At 73.9% G+C, this 24,460-nt stretch carries 21 protein-coding genes; 5 read left to right on the top strand and 16 right to left on the bottom strand.

Annotated features, from left to right (window positions below; all coding sequences use genetic code 11):
* Window positions 1–44 precede the first annotated feature (44 nt).
* Window positions 45–1,145 carry a citrate synthase 2 gene (locus tag OHA99_RS21240; RefSeq protein WP_153179323.1) on the bottom strand — a complete coding sequence of 367 codons (1,101 nt, stop codon included), beginning with the start codon at window positions 1,143–1,145 and terminating at the stop codon, window positions 45–47.
* A gap of 240 nt (window positions 1,146–1,385) precedes the next feature.
* On the opposite strand from OHA99_RS21240, the gene pdxH reads away from it, so the two are divergent.
* From pdxH to OHA99_RS21225, 3 genes are read left to right on the top strand one after another with little or no spacing between them, the layout of a single operon-like run.
* Window positions 1,386–2,102, top strand: a complete 717-nt coding sequence (gene pdxH / locus OHA99_RS21235; protein WP_405697252.1) for a pyridoxamine 5'-phosphate oxidase — start codon at window positions 1,386–1,388, stop codon at window positions 2,100–2,102.
* A 40-nt stretch (window positions 2,103–2,142) separates the two neighbouring features.
* On the top strand, window positions 2,143–2,379 hold the full coding sequence (locus OHA99_RS21230; RefSeq protein WP_153179321.1) for a FitA-like ribbon-helix-helix domain-containing protein: 237 nt from the start codon (window positions 2,143–2,145) through the stop codon (window positions 2,377–2,379).
* Window positions 2,376–2,780, top strand: a complete 405-nt coding sequence (locus OHA99_RS21225) for a type II toxin-antitoxin system VapC family toxin (protein WP_405697250.1) — start codon at window positions 2,376–2,378, stop codon at window positions 2,778–2,780. The genes OHA99_RS21230 and OHA99_RS21225 overlap by 4 nt, the downstream gene beginning before the upstream one ends.
* A gap of 9 nt (window positions 2,781–2,789) precedes the next feature.
* On the opposite strand, the gene OHA99_RS21220 is transcribed toward OHA99_RS21225, so the two are convergent.
* The 12 genes from OHA99_RS21220 to OHA99_RS21165 all read right to left on the bottom strand — a co-directional run bounded on the left by OHA99_RS21220 (window position 2,790) and on the right by OHA99_RS21165 (window position 17,060).
* Window positions 2,790–3,428, bottom strand: a complete 639-nt coding sequence (locus OHA99_RS21220; RefSeq protein WP_194280044.1) for a TetR/AcrR family transcriptional regulator — start codon at window positions 3,426–3,428, stop codon at window positions 2,790–2,792.
* Window positions 3,416–4,168: an enoyl-CoA hydratase family protein gene (locus OHA99_RS21215; RefSeq protein WP_405697248.1), complete on the bottom strand. Its 753-nt coding sequence runs from the start codon at window positions 4,166–4,168 to the stop codon at window positions 3,416–3,418. Before OHA99_RS21215 ends, OHA99_RS21220 begins: the two co-directional genes overlap by 13 nt.
* On the bottom strand, window positions 4,165–5,733 hold the full coding sequence (locus OHA99_RS21210) for a 4-coumarate--CoA ligase family protein (protein ID WP_405697246.1): 1,569 nt from the start codon (window positions 5,731–5,733) through the stop codon (window positions 4,165–4,167). The genes OHA99_RS21215 and OHA99_RS21210 overlap by 4 nt, the downstream gene beginning before the upstream one ends.
* Before the next feature lie 39 nt (window positions 5,734–5,772).
* Window positions 5,773–6,921 carry an acyl-CoA dehydrogenase family protein gene (locus tag OHA99_RS21205; RefSeq protein ID WP_405697244.1) on the bottom strand — a complete coding sequence of 383 codons (1,149 nt, stop codon included), beginning with the start codon at window positions 6,919–6,921 and terminating at the stop codon, window positions 5,773–5,775.
* 54 nt (window positions 6,922–6,975) lie between these two features.
* Window positions 6,976–8,829 carry a biotin carboxylase N-terminal domain-containing protein gene (locus OHA99_RS21200; RefSeq protein WP_405697242.1) on the bottom strand — a complete coding sequence of 618 codons (1,854 nt, stop codon included), beginning with the start codon at window positions 8,827–8,829 and terminating at the stop codon, window positions 6,976–6,978.
* A gap of 13 nt (window positions 8,830–8,842) precedes the next feature.
* Window positions 8,843–10,441, bottom strand: coding sequence for a carboxyl transferase domain-containing protein (locus OHA99_RS21195; protein WP_165685663.1), 1,599 nt, complete (start codon window positions 10,439–10,441; stop codon window positions 8,843–8,845).
* Window positions 10,442–10,472: 31 nt separating this feature from the next.
* Entirely contained in the window at window positions 10,473–12,143 is a 1,671-nt protein-coding gene (locus tag OHA99_RS21190) for an acyclic terpene utilization AtuA family protein (RefSeq protein ID WP_366472218.1), read from the bottom strand.
* Complete coding sequence (locus tag OHA99_RS21185) at window positions 12,140–12,952, bottom strand: TIGR03084 family metal-binding protein (protein ID WP_366472219.1); 813 nt, start codon at window positions 12,950–12,952, stop codon at window positions 12,140–12,142. Before OHA99_RS21185 ends, OHA99_RS21190 begins: the two co-directional genes overlap by 4 nt.
* A 132-nt stretch (window positions 12,953–13,084) precedes the next feature.
* Window positions 13,085–14,845, bottom strand: a complete 1,761-nt coding sequence (locus OHA99_RS21180; RefSeq protein WP_366472220.1) for a serine/threonine-protein kinase — start codon at window positions 14,843–14,845, stop codon at window positions 13,085–13,087.
* A gap of 102 nt (window positions 14,846–14,947) precedes the next feature.
* Entirely contained in the window at window positions 14,948–15,457 is a 510-nt protein-coding gene (locus OHA99_RS21175; RefSeq protein ID WP_405697239.1) for a hypothetical protein, read from the bottom strand.
* Complete coding sequence (locus OHA99_RS21170) at window positions 15,454–15,948, bottom strand: MarR family winged helix-turn-helix transcriptional regulator (protein WP_153179310.1); 495 nt, start codon at window positions 15,946–15,948, stop codon at window positions 15,454–15,456. The genes OHA99_RS21175 and OHA99_RS21170 overlap by 4 nt, the downstream gene beginning before the upstream one ends.
* A 134-nt stretch (window positions 15,949–16,082) precedes the next feature.
* Window positions 16,083–17,060 (bottom strand): DMT family transporter, encoded by a 978-nt coding sequence (locus tag OHA99_RS21165; RefSeq protein WP_194280042.1) that lies wholly within the window; start codon window positions 17,058–17,060, stop codon window positions 16,083–16,085.
* Window positions 17,061–17,256: 196 nt separating this feature from the next.
* Here OHA99_RS21165 and OHA99_RS21160 point away from each other — a divergent pair, with 196 nt between their 5' ends.
* Window positions 17,257–17,709, top strand: a complete 453-nt coding sequence (locus OHA99_RS21160; protein WP_153179309.1) for an NUDIX hydrolase — start codon at window positions 17,257–17,259, stop codon at window positions 17,707–17,709.
* A gap of 9 nt (window positions 17,710–17,718) precedes the next feature.
* Here the strand turns inward: OHA99_RS21160 and OHA99_RS21155 are convergent, their stop codons facing one another.
* Together OHA99_RS21155 and OHA99_RS21150 are read right to left on the bottom strand one after the other, a co-directional pair.
* On the bottom strand, window positions 17,719–18,321 hold the full coding sequence (locus OHA99_RS21155) for a DinB family protein (RefSeq protein ID WP_153179308.1): 603 nt from the start codon (window positions 18,319–18,321) through the stop codon (window positions 17,719–17,721).
* Between the two features lie 161 nt (window positions 18,322–18,482).
* Entirely contained in the window at window positions 18,483–20,045 is a 1,563-nt protein-coding gene (locus OHA99_RS21150) for an FG-GAP-like repeat-containing protein (protein ID WP_405697236.1), read from the bottom strand.
* 303 nt (window positions 20,046–20,348) lie between these two features.
* Between OHA99_RS21150 and OHA99_RS21145 the strand changes: the two genes are divergently transcribed.
* Window positions 20,349–21,509, top strand: coding sequence for an alpha/beta hydrolase (locus OHA99_RS21145; RefSeq protein WP_366472224.1), 1,161 nt, complete (start codon window positions 20,349–20,351; stop codon window positions 21,507–21,509).
* 19 nt (window positions 21,510–21,528) lie between these two features.
* Here the strand turns inward: OHA99_RS21145 and OHA99_RS21140 are convergent, their stop codons facing one another.
* Window positions 21,529–24,396 (bottom strand): FAD-binding and (Fe-S)-binding domain-containing protein, encoded by a 2,868-nt coding sequence (locus OHA99_RS21140; RefSeq protein WP_405697234.1) that lies wholly within the window; start codon window positions 24,394–24,396, stop codon window positions 21,529–21,531.
* Window positions 24,397–24,460: the final 64 nt, after the last annotated feature.

The raw sequence follows: 24,460 nt of genomic DNA, 5'->3' as shown, positions 1-24,460 counted from the left end.
GCGGGTCGCCTGCGTTTTCGGGGCCCTGTCGTCCCGTCGGGCGGTCAGCCCGCGATGTCGGCGTAGCCCTCGATCTCGCGCGGGTCGCGGGTGCCCGGGCCCGTGTAGCGGGCGGAGGGGCGGACCAGGCGGCCGGTGCGCTTCTGCTCCAGGATGTGCGCGGACCAGCCGGCGGTGCGGGCGCAGGTGAACATCGAGGTGAACATGGGGGCCGGGACCTCGGCGAAGTCCAGCATGATGGCGGCCCAGAACTCGACGTTCGTGGCCAGCACCCGGTCGGGGCGGCGGGCGTGCAGTTCGGCGAGGGCGGCCTTCTCCAGGGCCTCGGCGACCTCGTAGCGCGGGGCGCCCAGTTCGCGGGCGGTGCGGCGCAGGACGCGGGCGCGGGGGTCCTCGGCGCGGTAGACGCGGTGGCCGAAGCCCATGAGGCGTTCGCCCGCGTCGAGGGTCTTCCTGACGTAGGCCTCGGCGTCGCCGGTGCGCTCGATCTCCTCGATCATGTGCAGGACGCGGGACGGGGCGCCGCCGTGCAGCGGTCCTGACATGGCGCCCACGGCTCCGGAGAGGGCGGCGGCGACGTCCGCGCCGGTGGAGGCGATGACGCGGGCGGTGAAGGTGGAGGCGTTCATGCCGTGCTCGGCGGCGGAGGTCCAGTAGGCGTCGACGGCGGCGACGTGCTTGGGGTCGGGTTCGCCGCGCCAGCGGATCATGAAGCGTTCGACGATGGACTCGGCCTTGTCGATCTCGCGCTGCGGGACCATGGGCAGGCTCTGGCCGCGCGCGGACTGGGCGACGTAGGACAGGGCCATGACGGCGGCCCGGGCGAGGTCGTCGCGGGCCTGGGCGGCGTCGATGTCCAGCAGGGGTTTGAGACCCCAGGCGGGGGCGAGCATGGCGAGGGCGGACTGGACGTCGACCCTGATGTCGCCGGAGTGCACGGGGATGGGGAAGGGCTCGGCGGGCGGCAGGCCGGGGTTGAAGGCCCCGTCGACGAGCAGTCCCCAGACGTTGCCGAAGGAGACGTGCCCGACGAGGTCCTCGATGTCGACGCCGCGGTAGCGCAGGGCGCCGCCCTCCTTGTCGGGCTCGGCGATCTCCGTCTCGAAGGCGACGACTCCCTCTAGCCCGGGTACGAAGTCGGACATCAGGCGGCTCCTCGTGATCAGTGGTGTACGGCGACCGGTGCGGAGACGGTGCGGCGCCTCCATGGATCCACGGTCGTGTTCCGACTCGCGGCCCTGCCGGTCACCCCTGTGATGCCCCGTGCGGCCGTCGGTCATCCGGCCGGAGCGGGACCAAGCACCATATCCCCGTGTGCCGCGCTTGGGGAGTGGGTGCGGCACTCGGTGCCATCCGGGGCCGGGGGGCGGAGGGGATGCGGCAGGATGGGCGGCGTGACCGATCGCGAAGCCGATTCCGCCGTCCCAGCCGCCGACTCCGTTCCCGCCTCAGTCCCGTTCGATCTGGCCTCCATGCGCAAGCAGTACCGGGCCGAGGGGCTGTCCGAGACCGAGCTGGCGGCGACGCCCGTCGAGCAGTTCGCGCGCTGGTTCAAGCAGGCGGCGACGGACGGCGGGCTGTTCGAGCCGAACGCCATGGTGGTCTCCACGGCGGACGCCGAGGGGCGGCCCAGCTCCCGCACGGTGCTGCTGAAGCACTTCGACGCGCAGGGTTTCGTGTTCTACACCAACTACGACTCCCGCAAGGGACGTGAGCTGGACGCGAACCCGTACGTCTCGCTGCTGTTCCCGTGGCATCCGATGGCCCGGCAGGTCGTGGTCACGGGCGGGGCGCGGCGCACCGGGCGGGACGAGACCGCCGCGTACTTCCGGACCCGGCCGCACGGCTCGCAGCTGGGTGCGTGGGCGAGCGTCCAGTCGTCGGTGGTGGCGGACCGCCGTGCCCTGGACGGTGCGTACGCCGAGCTGGCGGCGCGCTATCCGGAGGGCGAGCAGGTGCCGGTGCCGCCGCACTGGGGCGGGTTCCGGGTGGTGCCTCAGGCGGTGGAGTTCTGGCAGGGCCGGGAGAACCGGCTGCACGACCGGTTGCGGTACGTGGCGGAGGGCGGCGGGGGCTGGCGGGTGGAGCGGCTGAGTCCGTGAGCTGATGGCACCCTGCTTGCTCAGGGACTAGAATGCTTGCATGGCTACCATCCACGTGCGTGACGTCCCGGACGACACCCTGCGGACGTTGAAGACGAGGGCCGCGCGGACCGGACAGTCCCTGCAGTCCTACGTCTTGCAGTTGCTGGCCGGTGAGGCCGCGACGCTGACCCCGGCCGAGGCGGCGCACGAGGCGCGGGCGATCGCCTCGCGCGCGCAGGTCACGGCGGACGACGTCACAGACGCTCTCCGCGACCTGCGCGAGGCCCGCGCGTGAGCGTTCTCGTTCTGGACACCTCCGCGCTCGTGGAGTTCCTCGTCGGCGGCGACGCACTCGCCGACCGCGTGCGGGCCCACGTCGCGGACCACCGTCTGGCCGCGCCCCACGCCGTGGACCTGGAGTGCGCATCGATCATGCGCGGCCTCGTGCGGGGCAGGAAGCTCCCCGAGGGCGAGGCCGAACGCGCTCTCCAGCTCCTGGGGCGCATGCGGCTCACACGGTACGACCATGCTCCGCTGCTCCCCCGTATCTGGGAACTGCGTCACAACATGTGGCCGTACGACGCGTCGTACGTGGCACTCGCCGAGACGCTGGACGCCGAGCTCGTCACCGTGGACGCCAAATTCGCGGGAGCCCCGCACATCCGCTGCAGGCTGAGCAACCTCCGCGCCGGCTGACCGGCCGCCTCAGTCCGCTTCCGCGTCCAGCGCCGCGTCCAGCAGCCGTGCCCACTGCTCCACGACCCGTTCCCGCCGTGCCGCGTCGTCGGTGAGGAGGTTGGCCAGGCCCAGGCCGCGGGCCATGTCGAGGAGGCCCTGGACGGTTTCGCGGGCGCCGGGGCGGGTTTCGTCGGCGCCGAGGAGGTCGACGGCGATGCGGTGGGTCTCGCGGCCGACGCGGGCCTCCAGTTCGGTGACCCTCTCGCGCAGCTGCTCCTCGTTGGAGGCGGCCACCCACAGGTGCAGGGCGGCGCGGAAGAGCGGGCCGGTGTAGAGGTCGACGAGGGCGGCGACCACCGCGCGCCGGTCGTCGGCGGCGGCACCCTCGGGGAACAGGGCGCGCAGGGCGACGGAGCGTTCCTCGGCGACGTACTCCACGGCCGCCGTGAAGAGGTCCTCGCGGGTCGGGAAGTGGTGCTGGGCGGCGCCCCGGGAGACTCCGGCGTGTTCGGCGACGACGGAGACCGTGGAGCCGGCCCAGCCGCGTGCGGCGAGGCAGGCGACGGCGGCTTCGAGGAGCCGCTGCCGGGTGGCCCGGCTGCGGTCCTGCTTGGGCACGCGCTCCGCGCGGTCGGCCGCGTTCACGGCGCCGCTCACACCACCCATTCCGGATCCCGTCGTTCGAGGAAGGCCGTCATCCCCTCGCGGGCCTGCGGGGAGGCGAACAGCCGGGCCGAGAGCGCGGTCAGGTCGGCCGCGTCCCGGTCGAAGGCCTCCAGCACCCTAGCCGTGAGCAGCCGTTTCGTCTCGGCCAGGCCCTGCGGTGAGGCACGGCGCACACCGTCGAGGACGGGTGCGAGTACGGCGTCCACGTCGTCGCCCGCCGCGGTGACCAGGCCGGTGCGGGCGGCCTCGGCGGCGTCGAAGCGCTCGCCGGTGAGGTAGTAGCGGGCGAGGGCGCGGGGGTCGGTGCGGGGCAGCAGGGTCAGGGAGATGACGGCGGGCGCCACGCCGATGCGGACCTCGGTGAAGGCGAACGTCGAGTCGGTGGACGCCGCCGCGATGTCGCAGGCGGCGACGAGGCCGAGGCCGCCCGCGCGGACGTGTCCGGCGACGCGGGCGATCACCGGTTTCGGCAGCTCGGCGATGCGCCGGAAGAGGCCGACCAGGGCGTCGGGGTCGGGCGGGTCGCGCAGGTCGGCGCCGGCGCTGAAGGTGTTGCCGGTGTGGGTGAGGACGACGGCGCGGACGCCGGGATCGTCGCCCGCCGCGGTGAGGGCGTCGGTCAGGCCGCCGACGAGGGTGGCGGACAGGGCGTTGCGGTTGTGCGGGGAGTCGAGGGTGAGGGTCTCGACACCCCGAGAGCGCGCGCGGTCGACTCGGACGGTGTGGGCGGTGTGGGTCACTGCTGCTCCCTCAGCTGTCGGCGCAGGATCTTGCCGGAGGCGGCGCGGGGGACGGCGTCGACGAGGGTGACCTTGCGGACGCGTTTGTAGGGGGCGACGCGTTCGGCGACGTACATCATGATCTCGCCCTCCGCGAGGCCGGGTGCGGCCGGCTGGCGGACGACGAAGGCGTGCGGTACCTCGTTGCCGTCGTCGTTGTACTCGCCGATGACGGCGGCGTCGGCGATGCCGGGGTGGGTGAGCAGGAGGGCCTCCAGTTCGGCGGGGGCCACCTGGAAGCCCTTGTACTTGATCAGCTCCTTGACGCGGTCGACGACGAAGAGCCAGCCGTCGGTGTCGACGTGTCCGACGTCGCCGGTGTGCAGCCAGCCGTCCTCGTCGATCATGGCGGCGGTGGCGTCGGGGCGGCCGAGGTAGCCCTTCATGATCTGGGGCCCCCGGATGAGGATTTCCCCGGACTCGTCGGCGGGGAGGTCCTTGCCGGGGTCGGTGAGGGAGACGACGCGCATCTCGGTCCCGGCGATGAGCCTGCCCACGGTGCCGGGCGGCGCGTCGGCCATGGCGTCGAGGGGGACGACGTGGGTGCCCGGGGACAGTTCCGTCATGCCGTAGGCCTGGCCGACGGGCGGCAGGCCGAGCCGCCGGGAGCAGGCGGCGGCGAGGCGGGCGTCCAGCGGGGCGGCGGCGCTGACGATGTACTTCAGCGAGGAGAGGTCGTAGTCGGCGACCAGGGGGTGCTTGGCGAGGGCCAGGACGATCGGCGGGGCGACGTAGAGGCTGGTGATGCGGTGGTTCTGGATGGCGGCGAGGAACTGCTCCAGGTCGAAGCGGGGCAGCACGACGACGGTGGCGCCGAGCCTGAGCGGGGCGTTCATCAGGGCGGTGAGGCCGTAGATGTGGAAGAACGGCAGCACGGCGAGGACGCGGTCGCCGGGCCCGGACGGCATCGACGGTTCGAGCTGGGCGAGGTTGGTGGCGATCTGCCGGTGGGTGAGCATGACGCCCTTGGGGGTGCCGGTGGTGCCCGAGGAGTACGGCAGGGCGGCGACGTCCTCGGCCGGGTCGATCGCGACGGACGGTTCGGGCGCGGTCGAGCCCAGCATGTCGGCGAGCGAGCGGTGGCCGGGCGCGCTGTCGCAGACCAGGATCTCCTGGACGCCGCCCGCGAGTTCGGCGGCGCGGCGGGCGGTGCCCAGGAGAGGTGAGACGGTGACGATCCAGCGGGCCGCGCAGTCCTTCAGCTGCTTGGCGAACTCCTCGGCGGTGGCGAGCGGGTGCACCGTGGTGACGGAGGCGCCCGCGCGGGTGGCGGCGTAGAAGGCGAGCGGGAAGGCGACGGTGTTGGGGCTGTGCAGGGCGAGGACGTCGCCCTTGCGCACGCCGGCCTCGGCGAGGGCGGCGGCGACGCGCCGGTGGAACCGGTCCACCTGCTCGTAGCTGAGGGTGGTGCCGTCGGTGCCGTCGATCAGCGCCGGGGTGTCCCCGAAGGCGGCGGCCCCGCCGAGCACGGCGTCGTGGATGGGCAGGTCGACGGGCGGGACGTCTGCGTACTCGCTGCGGAACACGGTTCCTCCAACGCGGGCTGGTTGCGGCCTCGTACTGGCCTAGTACGACTTGGGCAGGCCCAGGGTCTGGTGGGAGACGTAGTTGAGGATCATCTCCCGGCTGACGGGTGCGATACGGGCCACGCGCGAGGCCGTTATCAGCCGGGCGAGCCCGTACTCGCGGGTGAGGCCGTTGCCGCCGAGGGTGTGCACGGCCTGGTCGACGGCCTTCACGCAGGCCTCCCCGGCGGCGTACTTGGCCATGTTGGCGGCCTCGCCGGCGCCGACGTCGTCGCCCGCGTCGTACAGATGGGCCGCCTTCTGCATCATCAGGCAGGCGAGTTCGAGGTCGATGTGTGCCTGGGCGAGGGGGTGGGCGATGGCCTGGTGGGCGCCGATGGGGGTCTTCCAGACGGTGCGCTCGCGGGCGTAGTCGAGGGCGCGGGACAGGGCGTAGCGGCCCATGCCGATGCCGAACGCCGCCGTCATGACGCGTTCGGGGTTGAGGCCCGCGAAGAGTTGCAGAAGGCCCGCGTCCTCGTCGCCGACCAGGGCGTCGGCGGGCAGCCGGACGTCGTCGAGGGTCAGCTCGAACTGCCGCTCGACGGCGTTGAGTTCCATGTCGATGGGGCGGCGCTCGAAGCCGGGGGCGTCGCGCGGGACGATGAACAGGCAGGGCTTGAGCTTGCCGGTGCGGGCGTCCTCGGTGCGGCCGACGATCAGGGTGGCGTCGGCGATGTCGACGCCGGAGACGAAGACCTTGCGTCCGGTGAGGACCCACTCCCCGGTGGCCGCGTCGCGGCGGGCGGTGGTGGTGATGCGGTGGCTGTTGGAGCCGGCGTCGGGTTCGGTGATGCCGAAGGCCATGAGGCGGGTGCCGTCGGCGAGGGACGGGAGCCAGTCCCGTTTTTGCTCCTCGGTGCCGAAGCGGGAGATCACGGTGCCGCAGATCGCCGGGGAGACGATCATCATGAGCAGGGGGTTGCCGGCGGCGCCCAGCTCTTCGAGGACGAGGGCGAGTTCGGTGATGCCGGCGCCGCCTCCGCCGTATGCCTCCGGCAGGTTGACGCCGATGTAGCCGAGCTTGGCTGCGTCCTGCCAGAGGCGTTTGTTGTCCTCGGCGTTGAGGGTGTGGGGGTGGGTTTGGGCGAATGCCGCCACCGCTTCGCGGAGGGACTTGTGCTCTTCGGATTCGATGAGGGTGGTCACTGTGCTCCTTCGGGTGCGGGTTCGTTGTGGCTGGTCGCGCAGTTCCCCGCGCCCCTACGTCTCCTGCACCACCGCCAGGAGAGAACCGACCGTCACCTGGTGGCCAGGAACGGCGTTCAGAGCCGTCAGTACTCCCGTGACCGGGGCGGTGATCCTGTGTTCCATCTTCATGGCCTCCAGCCACAGGAGGGGCTGGCCCGCCTGGACGGTGGTGCCCTCCGTCAGGCCCTCCGCGACGCGGACGACCGTGCCCGGCATGGGCGCCAGGAGGGAACCGGGGGCGTGCTGGGTGGTGGGGTCGGGGAAGCGGGGCAGGGCGGTGAGTACGGTCGCGTTGACGTGGATGCGGTCGCCGTAGCGGGCGACGGTGAAGCGGCGTTGTACGCCGTCCGTTTCGAGGACGACCAGGTCGGGATCGGCCCGCACCACGTGTGCGCCCTCGGCGGCGAGGCCCGTGCGGGTGTGGTGGTAGCGGACCTCGTGCTCCTCCCCCGCCACCGCGTACCGCTTGACCTGCGGTTGTGAGGGCAGGTTGCGCCAGCCGCCGAAGCGGCCCGCGTGGGTGCTCGCGTCGGCGAGGGCGGCGGCCAGCGGGGCGAGGGGGTCGGGGGCGGACCGTGTCAGGCCGGCCAGGTGGCGGTCGTAGAAGCCCGTGTCCATGCGGCCGGACGTGAACTCCTCGTGGCGCAGGGAGCGGACGAGCAGGTCGCGGTTGGTGACCGGGCCGTGGATCACCGCCCGCTCCAGGGCGCCGGCGAGGCGGCGGGCGGCCTCCGCGCGCGTGGGGGCGTGGGCGACCGCCTTGGCGAGCATCGGGTCGTAGTGGACGCCGATGTCGTCGCCGTCGGTGTAGCCGGTGTCCAGGCGGATGCCGTCGGGGACGGTGAGGCGGTGCAGGCGGCCGGTCTGCGGGGCCCAGCCGTTCGCCGGGTCCTCGGCGTAGAGGCGGGCCTCGACGGCGTGGCCACGCGCGCGTGGGGGGTCGGTTTCGAGGGCGTGGCCCTCGGCGATCCGGAGTTGGAGGGCGACGAGGTCGATGCCGAAGACGGCCTCCGTGACGGGGTGTTCGACCTGGAGGCGGGTGTTCATCTCCAGGAAGTGCGCCCTGCCGTCGGCGACGAGGAACTCGACAGTCCCGGCGCCGACGTAGTGGACGGCGCGGGCGGCGCGTACGGCGAGGTCGTGAAGTTCGGCGGTGAGTCCGGGGGTCAGGCCGGGCGCCGGGGACTCCTCGATCACCTTCTGGTGGCGGCGCTGGAGGGAGCAGTCGCGGGTGCCGAGCGCCCACACCGTGCCGTGGGTGTCGGCGAGGATCTGCACCTCGACGTGGCGGCCGTTCTCCAGGTACGGCTCGACGAAGACCTCGCCGTCGCCGAAGGCGCTCGTGGCCTCCGCGCGGGCGGCGGTCAGTGCGGCGGCGAGGTCGGCGAGGCGGCGTACGACGCGCATGCCGCGTCCGCCGCCGCCCGCCGCCGCCTTCACCAGCACCGGCAGGTCGGCCTCGGTGACGTCGGTGGGATCGGTGAGGGGCGCGATGCCCATGAGTTCCTTGGCGCGGGTCTTGGACGCCATCGCCTCGACGGCCTCGGGCGGCGGCCCGATCCACACCAGCCCGGCGTCCCGTACGGTGCGGGCGAAGTCGGCGTTCTCGGAGAGGAAGCCGTAGCCGGGGTGGACGGCGTCGGCTCCGGCGGCGACGGCGGCCTTCACGATCAGGTCGCCGCGCAGGTAGGTGTCGGCGGGGGCCGCGCCCGGCAGGCGTACGGCGGCGTCGGCCGCGCGCGCGTGGAGGGCGTTCGCGTCGGCGTCCGAGTGCACGGCGACGGTGCGGACGCCCCACGCGCGGCAGGTGCGGAAGACGCGGCAGGCGATCTCGCCCCGGTTGGCGACGAGTACGGAAGTGATCACTGGTCTCTCACCCTCACATGCGGAAGACGCCGAAGCCGCCGCGCGCGCCCTCGTAGGGGGCGGTGTGGACGGCGGACAGGCACAGGCCGAGGACGGTGCGGGTGTCGCGCGGGTCGATGACGCCGTCGTCGTAGAGCCGCCCGGACAGGAACATCGGCAGCGACTCGGACTCGATCTGCTGCTCCACCATGGCGCGCAGGGCGGCGTCGCCCTCGTCGTCGTAGGGCTGTCCCTTCGCGGCGGCGGACTGGCGGGCGACGATGGAGAGCACGCCGGCGAGCTGCTGCGGGCCCATGACGGCGGACTTGGCGCTGGGCCAGGCGAAGAGGAAGCGGGGGTCGTAGGCGCGGCCGCACATGCCGTAGTGACCGGCGCCGTAGGAGGCGCCGAGGAGGACGGACAGGTGGGGGACGCGGGAGTTGGAGACGGCGTTGATCATCATGGCGCCGTGCTTGATGATGCCGCCCTGTTCGTATTCCTTGCCGACCATGTAGCCGGTGGTGTTGTGGAGGAAGAGCAGCGGGATGTCGCGCTGGTTGGCGAGCTGGATGAACTGGGCCGCCTTCTGCGACTCCTCGCTGAACAGGACCCCCTGGGCGTTGGCGAGGATGCCCACCGGGTAGCCGTGCAGGCTCGCCCAGCCGGTGGTGAGGCTGGTCCCGTACAGGGGCTTGAACTCGTCGAAGTCGGAGGCGTCGACGATCCGGGCGATGACCTCGCGCGGGTCGAAGGGTGCCTTGAGGTCGGCGGGGACGATGCCCAGCAGGTCCTCCGGGTCGTACTTGGGCGGCTCGGCGAGGGGCGGGTCGGCGTACGCCTTGCGGTGGTTGAGGCGGGCGACGACGCGGCGGGCCTGGCGCAGGGCGTCCGGTTCGTCGGCGGCGAAGTGGTCGGCGAGGCCGGAGGTGCGGGCGTGCATCTCGGCGCCGCCCAGCGACTCGTCGTCGCTCTCCTCGCCGGTGGCCATCTTGACCAGCGGCGGCCCGCCGAGGAACACCTTGGCGCGTTCCTTGACCATGACGGTGTGGTCGGACATGCCGGGGATGTAGGCGCCCCCGGCGGTCGAGTTGCCGAAGACGACCGCGATCGTCGGGATGCCGGCCGCCGACAGCCGGGTGAGGTCGCGGAAGATCGCGCCGCCCGGGATGAAGATCTCCTTCTGGGAGGGCAGGTCGGCGCCGCCGGACTCGACGAGGCTGATGCAGGGCAGCCGGTTGGCGAGGGCGATGTCGTTGGCGCGCAGGGCCTTCTTCAGCGACCAGGGGTTGCTGGCGCCGCCGCGCACGGTCGGGTCGTTGGCGGTGATCAGGCACTCGACGCCCTCGACGACACCGATGCCGGTGACGAGGGAGGCGCCCACCGTGTACTCGCTGCCCCAGGCGGCGAGCGGGGACAGCTCCAGGAAGGGCGTGTCGGGGTCGAGGAGCAGCTCGATGCGTTCGCGGGCCAGCAGTTTGCCGCGCTTCCGGTGCCGGGCGACGTACTTCTCGCCGCCGCCCGCGAGGGCCTTGGCGTGTTCGGCGTCCAGCTCGGCGAGCTTGGCGAGCATGGCCTCGCGGTTGGCGCGGTGGTCGGGGGCGGTGGGGTCCAGAGCCGACGGCAGGACGGTCACAGCAGGGCCTCCGGGATGTACGGCGGCACGGTCACAGCAGGGCCTCCGGGATGTCCAGGTGCCGGGCGCGCAGCCATTCGCCGAGCGCCTTGGCCTGCGGGTCGAAGCGGGCCTGCGCGGCGACGCCCTCGCCGAGGATGCCCTCGACGACGAAGTTGAGGGCGCGCAGGTTGGGGAGCGGGTGCCGGGTGACGGGCAGGTCGCGGGCCTCGGGGATCAGCTCGCGGAACCGGTCGGCGGTCAGCTCGTGGGCGAGCCAGCGCCAGGCGTCGTCGGTCCGCGCCCACACGCCGACGTTGGCGTCGCCGCCCTTGTCGCCGCTGCGGGCACCGGCGACGAGGCCGAGCGGGGCACGGCGGACGGGGCCGGGCGGCAGGGGCTCGGGCAGGGGCGGTTCCGGTACGGCGTGGAGTACGGCGGTGTCCTGGGCGGCCGGTACCGGGACGCGCCGCCCGTCGTGGAGTACGGCGACGTGGTCGACGGTGTCCCGCGGGACGTGGGCGGCCTCGAACACGCCGTAGGGCGCGCCCTTTCCCGGGGGCGCGAGCACGTGGAACCCGGGGTGGCTCGCGAGGGCGAGTTCGATCGCGGCGCCGCTCAGGGCACGCCCGACGACCTGCTGGTCGGCGTCCCGGACGACGAGCCGCAGCAGGGCGCTGGCCGTCTCCTCGGTGGGGGCGTCGGGCCGGTCGGTGCGGACCAGGTCCCAGCGGACGTCGGAGACCTTGCCGAGCGCCGGTTCCATCTGGTCCCGCACCAGCGCGGCCTTGGCCTCGATGTCCAGGCCGGTGAGGACGAAGGCGACCTCGTTGCGGAAGCCGCCGAGGCGGTTGAGGCCGGCCTTGAGGGTGGGCGGCGGTGCCTCGCCGCGCACGCCCTCGACGCGGACCCGGTCGGGGCCGTCCTGGGTGAGCCGTACGGTGTCCAGGCGGGTGGTGACGTCGGGCCCGGCGTACCGGGCGCCGCCCGTCTCGTACAGCAGCTGTGCGGTGACCGTCCCGACGTCGACGAAGCCGCCGGTGCCGTCGTGCTTGGTGATGACGGAGGTGCCGTCGGCGTGCAGTTCGGCGAGCGGGAAGCCGGGGCGCCGTACGTCGCCGTCCTGGAAGAAGGCGTAGTTGCCGCCGGTCGCCTGCGCCCCGCACTCCAGCAGGTGCCCGGCGACGACCGCGCCCGCGAGCCGGTCGTACTCCGTCGGCCCCCAGCCGAAGTGCGCGGCGGCGGGCCCGGTGACCAGGGCGGCGTCGGTGACGCGGCCCGTGACGACCACGTCGGCGCCCGCCCGCAGGCACGCGGCGATGCCGAAGCCGCCGAGGTAGGCGTGGGCGGCCAGCGTTCCCGGGTGGGCGGCGGTGAGGTCGTCGCCCTCGACGTGCGCGACGCGGGCGGGGATGCCGAGCCGGCCGGCGAGCGCGCGTACGGCGTCGGCGAGCCCGGCGGGGTTGAGTCCCCCGGCGTTGGCGACGATCCTGACGCCCCGCTCGTGGGCGAGGCCGAGACACTCCTCCAACTGGCGCAGGAAGGTGCGGGCGTATCCGGCGCCGGGGTCCTTCAGGCGGTCCCGGCCCAGGATGAGCATGGTCAGCTCGGCGAGGTAGTCGCCGGTGAGGACGTCCAGCGGGCCGTCGGTGAGCATCTCGCGCATGGCGGAGAAGCGGTCGCCGTAGAAACCGGAGGCGTTGCCGACGCGGAGCACGCTCACCGCGGGGTTCCCTTCGGCGGGCGTCCGGCTTTCGGCGGGCGTCCGGCTCCCGGCGGTCCGGCGAAGGCCTGGGCGATGTCCAGCCAGCGGTCGGCGTCCTCGCCCTCGGCGGTGAGCGCGAGGTCGGCGCGGTGGGCGCGCTGGGTGGCGAGGAGGCAGAAGTCGAGCGCCGGGCCGGTGACGCGCTGCGGGGCGTCCTCGGGACCGTACGTCCACAGGTCGCCGTCGGGGCCGGTGAGTTCGACGCGGAACTGCCCGGCGGGCGGGGTGAGTCCGTGGACGGTGTAGGCGAAGTCCCGGGCGCGGACGCCGATGCGGGCGACGTGGCGCAGGCGGGCGGTGGGCGGGCGGGACACGCCGAGGGTCGCCGCGACGTCGAGGCCGTGGGCCCAGGTCTCCATCAGGCGGGCGGTGGCCATGGAGGCGGTGGCCATGGGCGGGCCGTACCAGGGGAAGCGTGCACCGGGGACGGCGGCGCGCAGTGCCTCGTCCAGGGCGGCGCGGCTCTCCCGCCAGGCGGCCAGCAGGTCGGCGGGGGCCTGCTCGGCGCCCTGCTCGGCGGCGTCGTCGACGTACCGGTCGGGGGCGGCGAGGGCCTGCTCGACCAGCGTCTGGAAGCCGTTCGCGTCGGTGACGGCGACCAGGGCGGCCCGGTCGGTCCAGTACAGGTGCGCGATCTGGTGGGCGATCGTCCAGCCGGGCGCCGGGGTGGTCAGCCGCCACTCCTCCGGGCTCAACTTGGCGACCAGTGCGTCGAGTTCCTCGCTCTCCTCGCGCAGGTCGTCGATCACGGGCGTCGGGTCGGACACGGGGCGCTCCCCTCGGGCACGGCGATGTGCGGGGCGGTGTGGGGGGAGCATGGCAGGGCGGGGATTAACAATCAAGCGTGCTTGCATGATTTTTGCAGGCGGCACCGCGAAGGTCGGCCGGCGCGGTTTCCCTCAGTCCTTCTCCGGCCGCCAGACCGTCAGGTCCGCCATGACGAAGCCCAGGTCCGGCATCGCGGTCGACTTCACCTGGACGACGAGCAGTGCGATGTCGCCGTTGCGGTGCCTGACGCAGATCTCGGTGCCGGCCGCCGCGGCGGCCAGTGGCAGGCTGTGGCTCTCCGCATGGGCGGTGAAGAGCCGGCATTCGTCGTACGTGGCGCCCGGCTCGCCGTACATCCTGACGAACACGCTGGTGTCGCTCTCCAGTTCGCAGCCGGCCTGCGCGCAGTTGAAGCTGATGTCCCCCTCGGACGCCTTGCGGCTCTTCCCGTCGCTCAGGGAGACCGAATTCTTGCTGTTCACCGTCACGCCGCTGTAGCCCCGGGCCTGCGGCGCGGTGGGCTCGACGGCCGGCCCTTCGGTCGAGGCACTCGGTGCGTCCGACGTACCGCTGGTACCGGAATCGGCCGTCGCCCCGGACCCGTCCGGGGACGCGTCGCCGTCGGTGGCCGCCGCTCCGGACGCCGACGCGCGGGGGTCCGCCGGATCCGGAGTCCCGGACGCGGACACAGAAACGTCCCGGTCGCGGCCGCGGCTCCCGTCCATCGCGTCCCGGAGTAGCCACGCCGAAGAAATCAGCAGGCCGGCCGCGACCAGGGCGGCGGTCCCCAGCAGGGCAGCGCGTCTCCTGCGGCGCTTGCGCTCTTCCGGCCCGGCGGGCGGCCGCGGCACGAACGGTCCTCCCGGTCCGGCGGCGGCCTGCCAGGGCATCGGCGCCGTCCCCTGCGGGGGAACCCACGGCGCCGTGTGCGCCGCGGTCGGGCCCGGGGCCGGGACCGGAGCCGCGGCGGTCGCCGCCCCTGTGGCCGCGACCGGCGGCGGAACCGTCACCGGCGGTCCGGCGATCTCCCGCCACACGGCGGGCCCCGTGTCCTCCCCCGCGTCCCGGCCCAGCTCCCGGCGGCACCACTCGACGATCTCCGCCGGGGTGGCCCGTTCCCCGGGGTCGGCGGCCAGGCACCGGGCGAACAGGTCGCGCAGGCGCTCGGGCAGCCCGGACAGGTCGGGCTCCGAGTGGACGATCCGGTACAGCACGGTGGCGGCCGGACCGTCGCCGTACAGGGGCCGGCCCAGGGCCGCGAAGGCGGCCGTCTGCCCGAGCGAGAAGACGTCGGTGGCCGCCGTGATGGCACCGGCGGAGGCCTGTTCCGGCGCCATGTACTGGGCCGTGCCGATGGTGGTGCCCGTGGCGGTGTGCGCGGTGCTGTCGGCGGCGAGCGAGATGCCGAAGTCGATGACCCGCGGCCCGTCGTCGGCCAGCAGGACGTTCGCCGGCTTGAGGTCGCGGTGCACGATTCCGGTGTCGTGGATGGCCTGCAACGCCTCGGCGACCCCCGCCATCAGCCACAGCACCGCAGGCACCGGCAGCGGCCCGCTCCGGGCGACGGCGTCGGACAGGGAGGGGCCCGGCACGTACAGCGTGGCCAGCCAGGGCGGGGTGGCGTCCGGGTCGGCGTCGATCAGTTCGGCGGTGTAGGCGCCCTTCACCTTCCGGGCCGCCCTGATCTCGCGGCTGAAACGCCGTCGGAAGGTCTGGTCGTCGGCCAGTTCAGACCGTACGACCTTGATGGCCACGGGCCGGCCGCCCCGGGTGTGGGACAGATACACCCGGCCCATGCCGCCCGCGCCGAGCCGGGCCGCGAGACGGTATCCGGCCACCGTGCGCGGATCGTCGTCCTGCAAAGGCTGGAAGACCTCGGCCGTGTGATTCATCGGTTCCCTCCCCATGATCCCGATGAGCTGACCAGGTACGCAGCCTATGCGTTGCGGCCGTCGCCGGGCGTCGGGGGGGGCCGCTCCCACGCGGCCTCGCGGTCACCCCTCCGTCAGTGCGGCGAGCTCGGCGTCGGCACGCTCGGTGACGAGAGCGAGGACGCGGCCGGCGGCGGCCAGGTCGTCCGCGGGCATCCCGCCCCAGATGCGGGCGCCGACGGGTGCGACCGTCGCAGCGACGGCGGCGGTCAGTTCGCGCCCGGCGTCCGTCGCCAGCAGGTGCGTGCCGTCGCCGTCCGCGACGAGCAGCCCCTTGGCCAGCAGTTCGTCGAGAACGGTCCGGATGCCGGCCGGATCGGCCTTGAGGGAGACGTGGACCTGGGCGACGAGGCCGTCCCGCGTCTGCGGGTTCTCGGTGGTGACGGCGGCGCGCAGGGCGACCTGCTGCTGGAAAGTGAGACCGTGCCGGGTCAGGATCCGCTCCAGCACTCCGCGGGCGGCGTAGTGGGCCAGGCCGAGGACACGGGAGTCCGCGGCCGGTGCGTCGGGGAGCGCTGTGCTGCTGGTCGGGGCGGTGGTGGGCGGTGCGGTGGTGGACGTGGTGGCGGTCATGGTGGTGTCCTCCGTGTGCTCTCGTCGTTCGGTACGGGTGGAGCGAGAGGTGCGTCGAGCAGGGTCGTCAGCTCGTCGGTGAAGGCGCGCGTCCGTGCGGCGTCGAGGCCGCCGAGCGGCTCCAGCAACCGCTGGAGCAGTTCCTGGACCACCGTGACGGCCTCCCGCGTGACGGACACGCCCCGTTCGGTGAGGGCGAGCTGCACGGCCCGCGGGTCGCGGGGATCACGGGTGCGCTCGACCAGCCCCGCCGCCTCCAGCGCCCGCGCCAGCTTCGAGACGTACAGCGCCTCGAGTCCCGTGTGGTCGGCGAGCCGGCGCTGACTGGGCCGCTCGCCGTCGCGCTGCATGCCGTAGAGCGAGGCGACCACCGAGTACTGGGCGTGCGTGAGACCGAGGGGAGCCACCGCGCGATCGACCGCGACCCGCCATTTGTTGGCGAGCCGCCACACGAGGAAGCCGGGCGTCGCGTGCTGTGAACCCTTGCTCATGAGAAATACAGTACATGGCTACTATGTACATGGCTACTAAATAGGGGAACGCGACCGGCAACCCGGCAACCGTCGAGCGCGAACGCAGCAGGACCCACCACCGGGACGCTGCCTGGGACTTGCCTGGGACTCGCCTAGGACAGCTCGGGCAGCGCCTTCGTCCGCCGTCGCCCCACCTGGGTCCGCACCGCGCCCATGCTCGCCGCGATGACCAGGGCGATGGCGGCGGACTGGGTGGCGGACAGGGCCTGGTCGAGGATGAGGAAACCGGCCGCCGCGGCGATGGCGGGTTCCAGGCTCATGAGGATGGCGAAGGTCGGCGCGGGCAGGCGGCGCAGGGCGAGGAGTTCGAGGGTGTAGGGCAGGACGGAGGAGAGCAGGGCGACCCCGGCGCCCAGCGCGAGCGTCATCGGGTCGATCAGCTTCGCCCCCGACTCGACGATGCCCAGCGGCAGGAACAGCAGCGCGCCGACCGCCATCGCCAGGGCCAGCCCGTCGGCCTGCGGGAAGCGGCGCCCGGTGCGGGCGCTGAAGACGATGTACGCCGCCCACATCGCGCCCGCCGCCAGGGCGAAGGCGGCACCGGCCGGGTCGAGGGCGCCGAAGCCGCCGCCGCCCAGCAGGAAGACGCCGGCGAGGGCGAGCCCGGCCCAGACCAGGTTGACCGCGCGGCGGGAGGCGAAGACGGACAGGGCGAGCGGGCCGAGCACCTCCAGGGTGACGGCGGGGCCGAGCGGGATGCGGTCGACGGCCTGGTAGAAGAGGCCGTTCATGCCGGCCATGGCGATGCCGAAGACGACGACCGTGCCCCAGTCGGCCCGGGAGTGGCCGCGCAGCCGGGGCCGGCAGACCAGGAGCATGACCACGGCGGCCACGGCCAGCCGCAGGGTCACCACGCCGAGCGCCCCGGCCCGCGGCATCAGGCTCACCGCCAGCGCCGCGCCGAACTGCACGGAGAGCCCGCCGGCGAGGACCAGACCGACCGGCCCGAGGGAACCGAACCGTCCGCCCGGCGCACCGTCCGGCAGGGACGCGTGACCGACGGCGGGCGCGGTGGCGGGCGCGACGGCCGCCGGGGACGACGTGCCGGGGGTGGCGCTTGGGGTACTCACGGGGGCTCCGGGACGGTGTGCGGGTCGACGTCGTTCAGCGTACTGCACTGCGCAGTCCACAGTAATGGACTGCGTCAGGCGCGTAGCGCTTTTACGCAACTGTCAGGTCCGGAACCCGCGGCTGTCAACGCACGTCCGTCAGGCGGGCCGGGACCGCCCGCCCGCGGCCCCGCACCGACCGGGTAGCGTCCGCCGTGTGAGACGACTCCTGACCCGCCTCTGGCGCCTGCTGCGCCCCGTGCAGAGCCGCGTGATGTGGCTGGTGAACGCCAAGTTCGTGGTCGGCGTGACCGGCGTCGTGCGGGACGGCGAGGGGCGGGTCCTGATGCTGAAGCACCGGATGTGGGCCCCGGGCCGCCAGTGGGGTCTGCCGAGCGGCTTCGCGCACAAGGGCGAGGACTTCCGGCAGACCGTGGTCCGCGAGGTCAAGGAGGAGACCGGCCTCGACGTGGAGGTGGGCCGGCTGGTCATGCTGAACAGCGGCCTGCGCACCCGCCTGGAGGTGGCGTTCGAGGCCCGCCTGCTGGGCGGCGAGCTGCGCCTGGACCCGTTCGAGATCCTGGAGGCCCGCTGGTGCCGCCCGGACGACCTCCCCGACGACGTCCAGCCGGTGTGCCGCCCGCTGGTGCGGGGCGAGACGGCGCCCTGACCGGGCCGGTCACCCCATGCTCTTCGCACCGTCCAGGGACTCCCGGATGATGTCGGCGTGGCCCGCGTGCTGGGCGGTCTCGGCCATGATGTGCATCAGCACCCGGCGTGCCGACCACTCGGTCTCGGCCTGGAACCACGGCGCCTTCGGCAACGGCTGCGTGACCCCCAGGTCGGGCAGGGTGGCGACCAGCTCGTCGGTCAGGCGGGCCGCCTCGGTGTAGTCGGCCAGTACGGCGTCCAGCGTGTCACCGGGCAGCATCCGGAACTCGTCGGCCCGCTGCGCCCAGTCGGCCTCGGTCATGGCCGTGAAGTCCCCCATCGCGGACGGTCCCTCCAGGATGAAGTTCCGCCAGCCCCGCTCGACCGCGGTGACGTGCTTGATCAGACCGCCCAGACACAGCTCGCTGGCGGTGGTCCGCAGTCCGGCCTGCTCGTCGGTGAGCTCACGGGTGGTGAAGCGCAGGAAGTGCCGGTGCTTGGCCAGCATCTCCAGCAGGTCGGCACGCTCGCCGGTGAGGGCCGCGGCCTCGGCCGGCTCGCGGGTGGTCGGCTCGTCGGTGGTGTGCTCGGTGGTGCTGTGCTGGGTGGTGCCGCGCTCGGTGGTGGTCATGGTCTCCGCCTTCCGGTGTCCTGCTCCGTCGGTCGAGGACCACGCTATGGGCCGTCTAGGTCAATACATGTCCTAGATCGAAGAGCCTGGACCGGTGGGACCAGTGAAACCAGTGAAACCAGTGAAACCAGTGGGACCAATGGGGCTCGGGGGACTACGGACTAGTGGGCGACCTCGCCACCGCCCATCAGCAGGCCCAGCCCCTCGGTGTCGTCGAAGGCGTCCCCGGACAGCCGGGTGACACCCGCGACGCCGGGACCGTCGGCCGTCCCGGGCAGCAGGTGGGCGACGCCGTCGACCGTGTCGCTGCCCGGCGCGGTCACCACGAGGTCGGCGTGGCCGTCGCCGTCCAGGTCGGTGAGGGCCACGGCGCTGCCGAAGTCGGCGTCCCCGCCCGGCGCGGCACCGAGGTCGTCCCCGTCGAACAGCCGGGCGCCCTCGCCGCCGAGCCCGTCCGGTCCGCCCGCCAGGAACAGCACCTGTTCCGGCCCCGGCTCCCCGTACACGTCCCACCGGGGCGCCCCGGCGACCACGTCCGCGTAGCCGTCGCCGTTGACGTCCCCGGTGTCCAGAGCGGTGAAGACGGCGTCCTCGTCCTGGGGCTCCTCTCCGGGCACGCCGGGAGTGTCCCGGTCGACGGTCGTCGTACGCGCTCCCGGCCCGCCGTGCACCCCGTACACCACGGTCACCGAACTGCGGCTCGCGTCGCCGCCCCGGGGGCTGAGGACCAGGTCGTCGACGCCGTCACCGTCCACGTCGCCGATCGCCCCCTCGCCCGCGTCGGGGATCCGGGTGCCCTCGGGCCGGGTGAATCCGTCCCGGCCGCCGCGCAGGTAGCTCACCGGCCGGTTCAGCTCGGCCCAGGGCGCCTCGGGGTCCGGGTCGGCGGTGTGGAAGGCGACGAGGTCGTCGATGCCGTCGCCGTCGAGGTCCCCGGCGAGGAGATCGCCGTAGTTCGCGTCGTCGACGTCGGGGGAGGGCCGGCGCGGGGCGGGGACGCGGCCGGTTCCGGCGGGGGTGCCGTCCCGGCCGAAGGGCCCCTTGAGCAGCCCCTTGTCGGAGCCGAGCCCGAAGACCAGGTCGGGGTGCCCGTCCCCGTCGAAGTCACCGGCGGCGAGCTGCTCGTCCAGGATCGGATCGTTGTCCCAGGCGACGTGACTGACGTCGGTGCCGGGGACCCGGGTCGCGCGCTTCAGCCCGTCCTCGGACCCCCACACGATGATCACGCTCGGCTTCCAGTCGAAGACGGAGGCGGCGAGGTCGGTGTACCCGTCCCCGTCGAGGTCGCGCGCCACGACGTCCGTCCCGAAGAACGCCTCGTCCCGGTTCTTCCCCGGTATCCCGGCGTCGTCCTGCGTCAGGTACTGGCACCGGGCGACACCGGTCCCCGCCCCCGCCCCGTAGGCGACCTCGATGCTCCCTCCACCGGCACCGCCCGCCACGCTCCCTCCCGACCCGAGGGCCAGGTCGGGATGCCCGTCCCCGTCGAAGTCGGCGGCACCTTCCGGGGCGGACGCGGCGGTCGCGGTGCCGTGGGAGGCGCCGGTACCGCATCCGTACGGCGCGGCGATGTCGTCCGGTCCGCCGTCGGCGATCACCAGCCCCGCGGCAACCGCCAAGGCGACGACGGCCGCGCCGCCCCCGATCACCCAGGGCCGCGTACCGAACCGCCGTCGCGGCGGCGCCTCCACCTGATCGTCCGAGCCGTTCATACGAACGATCACGCGACGACGGCGGCACACGGTTCCGATCGACGACTCGGGTCGGCATCCCCGCCCACCGTCGTCCGGGGCCGAGGGGCGACGGGCGACAGGCGGCAGGCGGCAGGCGGCAGGCGGCAGGCGGCAGGCGGCAGGCGACGGGCGACGGGCAACAGGCGACGAAGGAACCGAGGCCGACGCCGGACCCCGGGACCGGAACTGATCCCACGGTGCCATCCCGCCGCCGGCCGTCAGTCCTCGGTCGTACGCCCAAGTAGCGCTCCGCTCCGATGTGTCGGAGGGTGCGCGGCCCCTAACGTCGGGTGCATGACCGACAGAGCGACCACTTCGCGCAGAACCGTCCTGACCGCACTGCTCGCCGGGGCCCTGTCCGTCCCCCTCCTGGGAGCCGCCCCCGCGTCCTCGGCCCCCGCCGGCCCGCCGGCGCTGCCCCGGCCCACCGGCCCCCACCCCGTGGGCCGCCGCACCCTGCACCTCGTCGACCGGCACCGCACCGACCCGTGGGTGCCGTCGGCCCGGGGACGGGAGCTGATGGTGTCCGTGTCCTACCCGGCACGCTCGTCCGGCGGGACCCCGGCGGCGTACATGACCGAGGGCGAGGCGCGGCGCCTCCTGGACGCCAGGGGTCTCGGCGGAGTCGTGCCCGCCGCGACGGTCGCCGAAGTGCGTACGCACGCGCAGGACTCCGCGCCCCCCGCGCCGGGTCGCTTCCCCCTCCTGCTGCTGTCCCCCGGTTTCTCGATGCCGCGCACCACGCTCACCTCGCTCGCCGGGGAGCTGGCCTCCCGCGGTTACGTCGTCGCCGCCGTGGACCACGCCTACGAGTCCGTCGGGACGGAGTTCCCCGGGGGCCGGACACCGCCCTGCGTGGCCTGCGACCGGGTCGGCGCCGAGGGCGGGGAGGCGGCCGTCGTGACGGGCCGGGCGGCGGATCTGTCCTTCGTGATCGACGAGTTGACCGACCGCCGGAGGGCGGGGGCGCTCGCGGGCATGATCGACGCGTGCCGCGTCGGGGTCGCCGGGCATTCGATCGGCGGAGCGGCCGCCATGGCGACGATGGCCGCCGACGGTCGCGTACGGGCGGGGGTCAACCTCGACGGGGACTACTTCGTACGGGACGCGGGAGGCGGGCTCGGCCCGCGCCCGTTCATGATGCTCGGCGCCGGGTCCACGCACAGCCCCGGCAGTCCCGGCACCGACTGGCCCAGCGCCTGGGACCGCCTGCACGGCTGGAAGCGCTGGCTGACCGTGGCCGGGGCCGGGCACTACTCGTTCACCGACCTCCCCTGGCTGGCGGGGCGGCTGGGACTGGCGGACCCGGCGATTCCGCTCTCGTACGAGCGGGGTTGGTACCTCACCCGCGATTTCGTTCGCGCGTTCTTCGACCTCCACCTGCGGGGCGTCCCGCAGCCGCTCCTCGACGGCCCCACGTCCTCCCGTCCCGAGGTCGAGTTCCACCGGCCGTAGCAGCGGCAGGGGTCGGGCGTCACCGGCGGCGCTCTCGCTCCAGCTCCTCCGCGAGCACCTCCGCCAGATGCCGCCCCCGCACCCCCGCCAGCTGCTCCAGCTGGGTCCGGCACGAGAAGCCGTCCGCCAGGACCACCGCACCGTCCGGCGCCTCGCGCACCGCGGGGAGCAGCTGGTCCTCCGCGCAGGCCGCCGACACCTCGTAGTGACCGTCCTCGAAACCGAAGTTGCCCGCGAGGCCGCAGCAGCCGCCGGTCAGGTCACCCGTCAGGCCCGCCGACGCACGCAGGCGGCGGTCGGCCGCGTCGCCCAGGACCGCGTGCTGGTGGCAGTGGGTCTGGCCGACCGCCGGACGGTTCACGGCCGGCGGGGCCCAGTCGGGGGCGTGGCGCTCCAGCACCTCGGCGAAGGTCAGCACCCGCTCCGCCAGCCGGGCGGCGCGCGGGTCGTCGTGCAGCAGCTCGGGCAGGTCCGTGCGCAGGGCGGCGGCACAGCTCGGCTCCAGCACGACGACCGGCGCGGCCGTCTCGAGCACCGGGGCCATCAGGTCCAGCGTGCGGCGCAGCACCGCGCGGGCGCGGTCCAGTTGACCCGTCGAGACGTACGTCAGCCCGCAGCAGACCCGACCCCGGCGGGCCGCCGGCAGGGGCAGGGCCGACCTCGACGTACCGTCCCCGACCACCGCCCGTCCCCGCAGCGTCGGCGGCAGCGCCACTCGCAGCCCGGCCGCCTCCAGCACCCGTACGGCCGCCCGGCCCACGGAGGGGGACAGGTGCTCGGTGAAGGTGTCGGGCCACAGGACGACCAGGTCGCCGTCCCCGGCGGCCACCCGGCGCCGCCCCCGCCACCACCCGCTGAACGTCTCCCCCGCCAGCCGCGGTACCTCCCGCTCCCCCGCGATCCCGCCCAGCCGCTTCGCCACGGCGGCCAACGGCCGTACCGACGCGAGCGCGTTGAGCACCGGCGCCGTCCGCGTCCGCGCCGCCCAGCGCAGCCACACGGGCAGCCACCCCATCGCGTAGTGGGCGGCGGGCCGGCGGCGTCCCTCGTAGTGGTGGTGCAGGAACTCCGCCTTGTACGTGGCCATGTCGACCTCGACCGGGCAGTCGGAGCGGCAGCCCTTGCAGGACAGGCACAGGTCGAGCGCGTCCCGGACCTCGGTCGACCGCCAGCCGTCCGTCACCAGCTCCCCGGCGAGCATCTCGTGCAGGAGGCGGGCCCGCCCGCGCGTGGAGTGCTGCTCGTCCCCCGTGGCGCGGAAGGACGGACACATCACGCCCGCCCCCGACACCGACGTCGTACGGCACTTGGCAACCCCGACACAGCGGCGCACGGCCGCCGAGAAGTCGCCGCCGTCGGACGGATAACCGAACTCCACGTCGACGGGCTCGCGCGGCAGGACGGAGAAGCGCAGGTTGGTGTCGAGCGGGGCCGGGCGGACCAGCATGCCGGGGTTGAGGAGGTCGTCCGGGTCCCAGACCGCCTTGGCGCGCTCGAAGAGCGCCACCGTCTCCGCCCCGTACATCCGCGGCAGCAGCTCCGCCCGCGCCTGCCCGTCCCCGTGCTCGCCGGACAGCGAACCCCCGTGCGCCACGACCACGTCCGCCAGCTCCTCCGAGAAGCGACGGAAACGGGCCACCCCGGCCTCCGTCAGCAGGTCGAAGTCGATACGTACGTGGATGCAGCCGTCGCCGAAGTGCCCGTACGGGGTGCCGCGCAGGCCGTGGGCGGTGAGCAGCCGCCGGAAGTCCCGCAGGTAGCCGCCCAGCCGGGCCGGCGGCACCGCGCAGTCCTCCCACCCCGGCCACGCCTCCGAGCCGTCCGGCATCCTGGTCGCCGTACCGCTCGCGTCCTCCCGGACGCGCCACAGCGTCCGCTGCCCGGCCGGGTCGGTCACCACCAGCGCGTCGACGACGTCCGCCGCCCGTACGACCGCCTCCGCGCGCGCCCGCGCCTCCGCCTCCGTGTCGCCGCCGGTCTCCACGAACAGCCAGGCACCGCCCCTCGGCAGTCCCTCCGTGGACGGCACCAGGTCGACCGCCATGCCCTCCACCGTCAGCGGGCCCAGCGGCAGCAGCCCGGCCGCCGCCTCCGCCGCCCCGGCCTCGTCGGCGTAGCCCAGCACCGCCAGCGCACGCGCCCGCGGAGACTCGACCAGCCGTACGACCGCCTCGGTCAGCACGCCCAGCGTGCCCTCCGAGCCGCAGAAGGAACGGGCGACGTCCGCGCCGTTCTCCGGGAGCAGGGCGTCCAGCGCGTAGCCGGAGATGCGGCGGGGGAGGTCGGGGAAGCCGGTGCGCAGGCGCGCGAGGTCGCCGTCCACCAGCCCGCGCAGCCCGTCCGGCGCGCCGGCCCACTCCTGCCCGAGCCGCAGCCGCCGCCCCCGCGCGGTGAGCACGGACAGCTCGCGCACGCTGTCCGCCGTCGTGCCCCACGCCACCGAGTGGGAGCCGCAGGAGTTGTTGCCGATCATGCCGCCGAGCGTGCAGCGGCTGTGGGTGGACGGGTCCGGGCCGAACCGCAGCCCGTGCGGCGCGGCGGCGTCCTGGAGGCGGTCGAGGACCAGCCCCGGCTGGACCACGGCGGTACGCGCCTGCGGATCGATCCCGACCAGCCGGTTCATGTGCCGGGTGAAGTCCAGCACCACCCCCGTGCCGGTCGCCTGCCCGGCGATGGACGTACCGCCGCCCCGCGCGACGACCGGTACCCCGCGCTCCCGGCACACCTCCAGCACGGCCGCCACGTCGTCGGCGTCCCTGGGCGCGACCACCCCGAGCGGGACCCTCCGGTAGTTCGACGCGTCCATGGTGGTCAGGGCCCGGGACGTGACGTCGAATCCGACCTCGCCGCGGACGGCCCTGCGCAGTGCTGCCTCCAGATCGGTCATGCACTCCAGCATGGGCTCTCGTAGCTCCGCACAGGTCCGCACGGCGGAGATCTCGTCTCATCGG

Origin of the sequence: Streptomyces coelicoflavus (assembly GCF_045041415.1) — a bacterium.
Classification (GTDB): Bacteria; Actinomycetota; Actinomycetes; order Streptomycetales; family Streptomycetaceae; genus Streptomyces; species Streptomyces coelicoflavus.
The sequence above is the reverse complement of the archived record's forward strand: the minus strand, read 5'-3'. Positions and strand labels throughout refer to the sequence as shown.

Bases quoted from the DNA above. Each gene is read 5' to 3' on its own strand.
- OHA99_RS21240 (WP_153179323.1), bottom strand. From the start codon at position 1,145: ATGTCCGACTTCGTACCCGGGCTAGAGGGAGTCGTCGCCTTCGAGACG.
- pdxH (WP_405697252.1), top strand. From the start codon at position 1,386: ATGGGCGGCGTGACCGATCGCGAAGCCGATTCCGCCGTCCCAGCCGCC.
- OHA99_RS21230 (WP_153179321.1), top strand. From the start codon at position 2,143: ATGGCTACCATCCACGTGCGTGACGTCCCGGACGACACCCTGCGGACG.
- OHA99_RS21220 (WP_194280044.1), bottom strand. From the start codon at position 3,428: ATGGGTGGTGTGAGCGGCGCCGTGAACGCGGCCGACCGCGCGGAGCGC.
- OHA99_RS21180 (WP_366472220.1), bottom strand. From the start codon at position 14,845: ATGAATCACACGGCCGAGGTCTTCCAGCCTTTGCAGGACGACGATCCG.
- OHA99_RS21175 (WP_405697239.1), bottom strand. From the start codon at position 15,457: ATGACCGCCACCACGTCCACCACCGCACCGCCCACCACCGCCCCGACC.
- OHA99_RS21170 (WP_153179310.1), bottom strand. From the start codon at position 15,948: ATGAGCAAGGGTTCACAGCACGCGACGCCCGGCTTCCTCGTGTGGCGG.
- OHA99_RS21155 (WP_153179308.1), bottom strand. From the start codon at position 18,321: ATGACCACCACCGAGCGCGGCACCACCCAGCACAGCACCACCGAGCAC.
- OHA99_RS21145 (WP_366472224.1), top strand. From the start codon at position 20,349: ATGACCGACAGAGCGACCACTTCGCGCAGAACCGTCCTGACCGCACTG.
- OHA99_RS21140 (WP_405697234.1), bottom strand. From the start codon at position 24,396: ATGACCGATCTGGAGGCAGCACTGCGCAGGGCCGTCCGCGGCGAGGTC.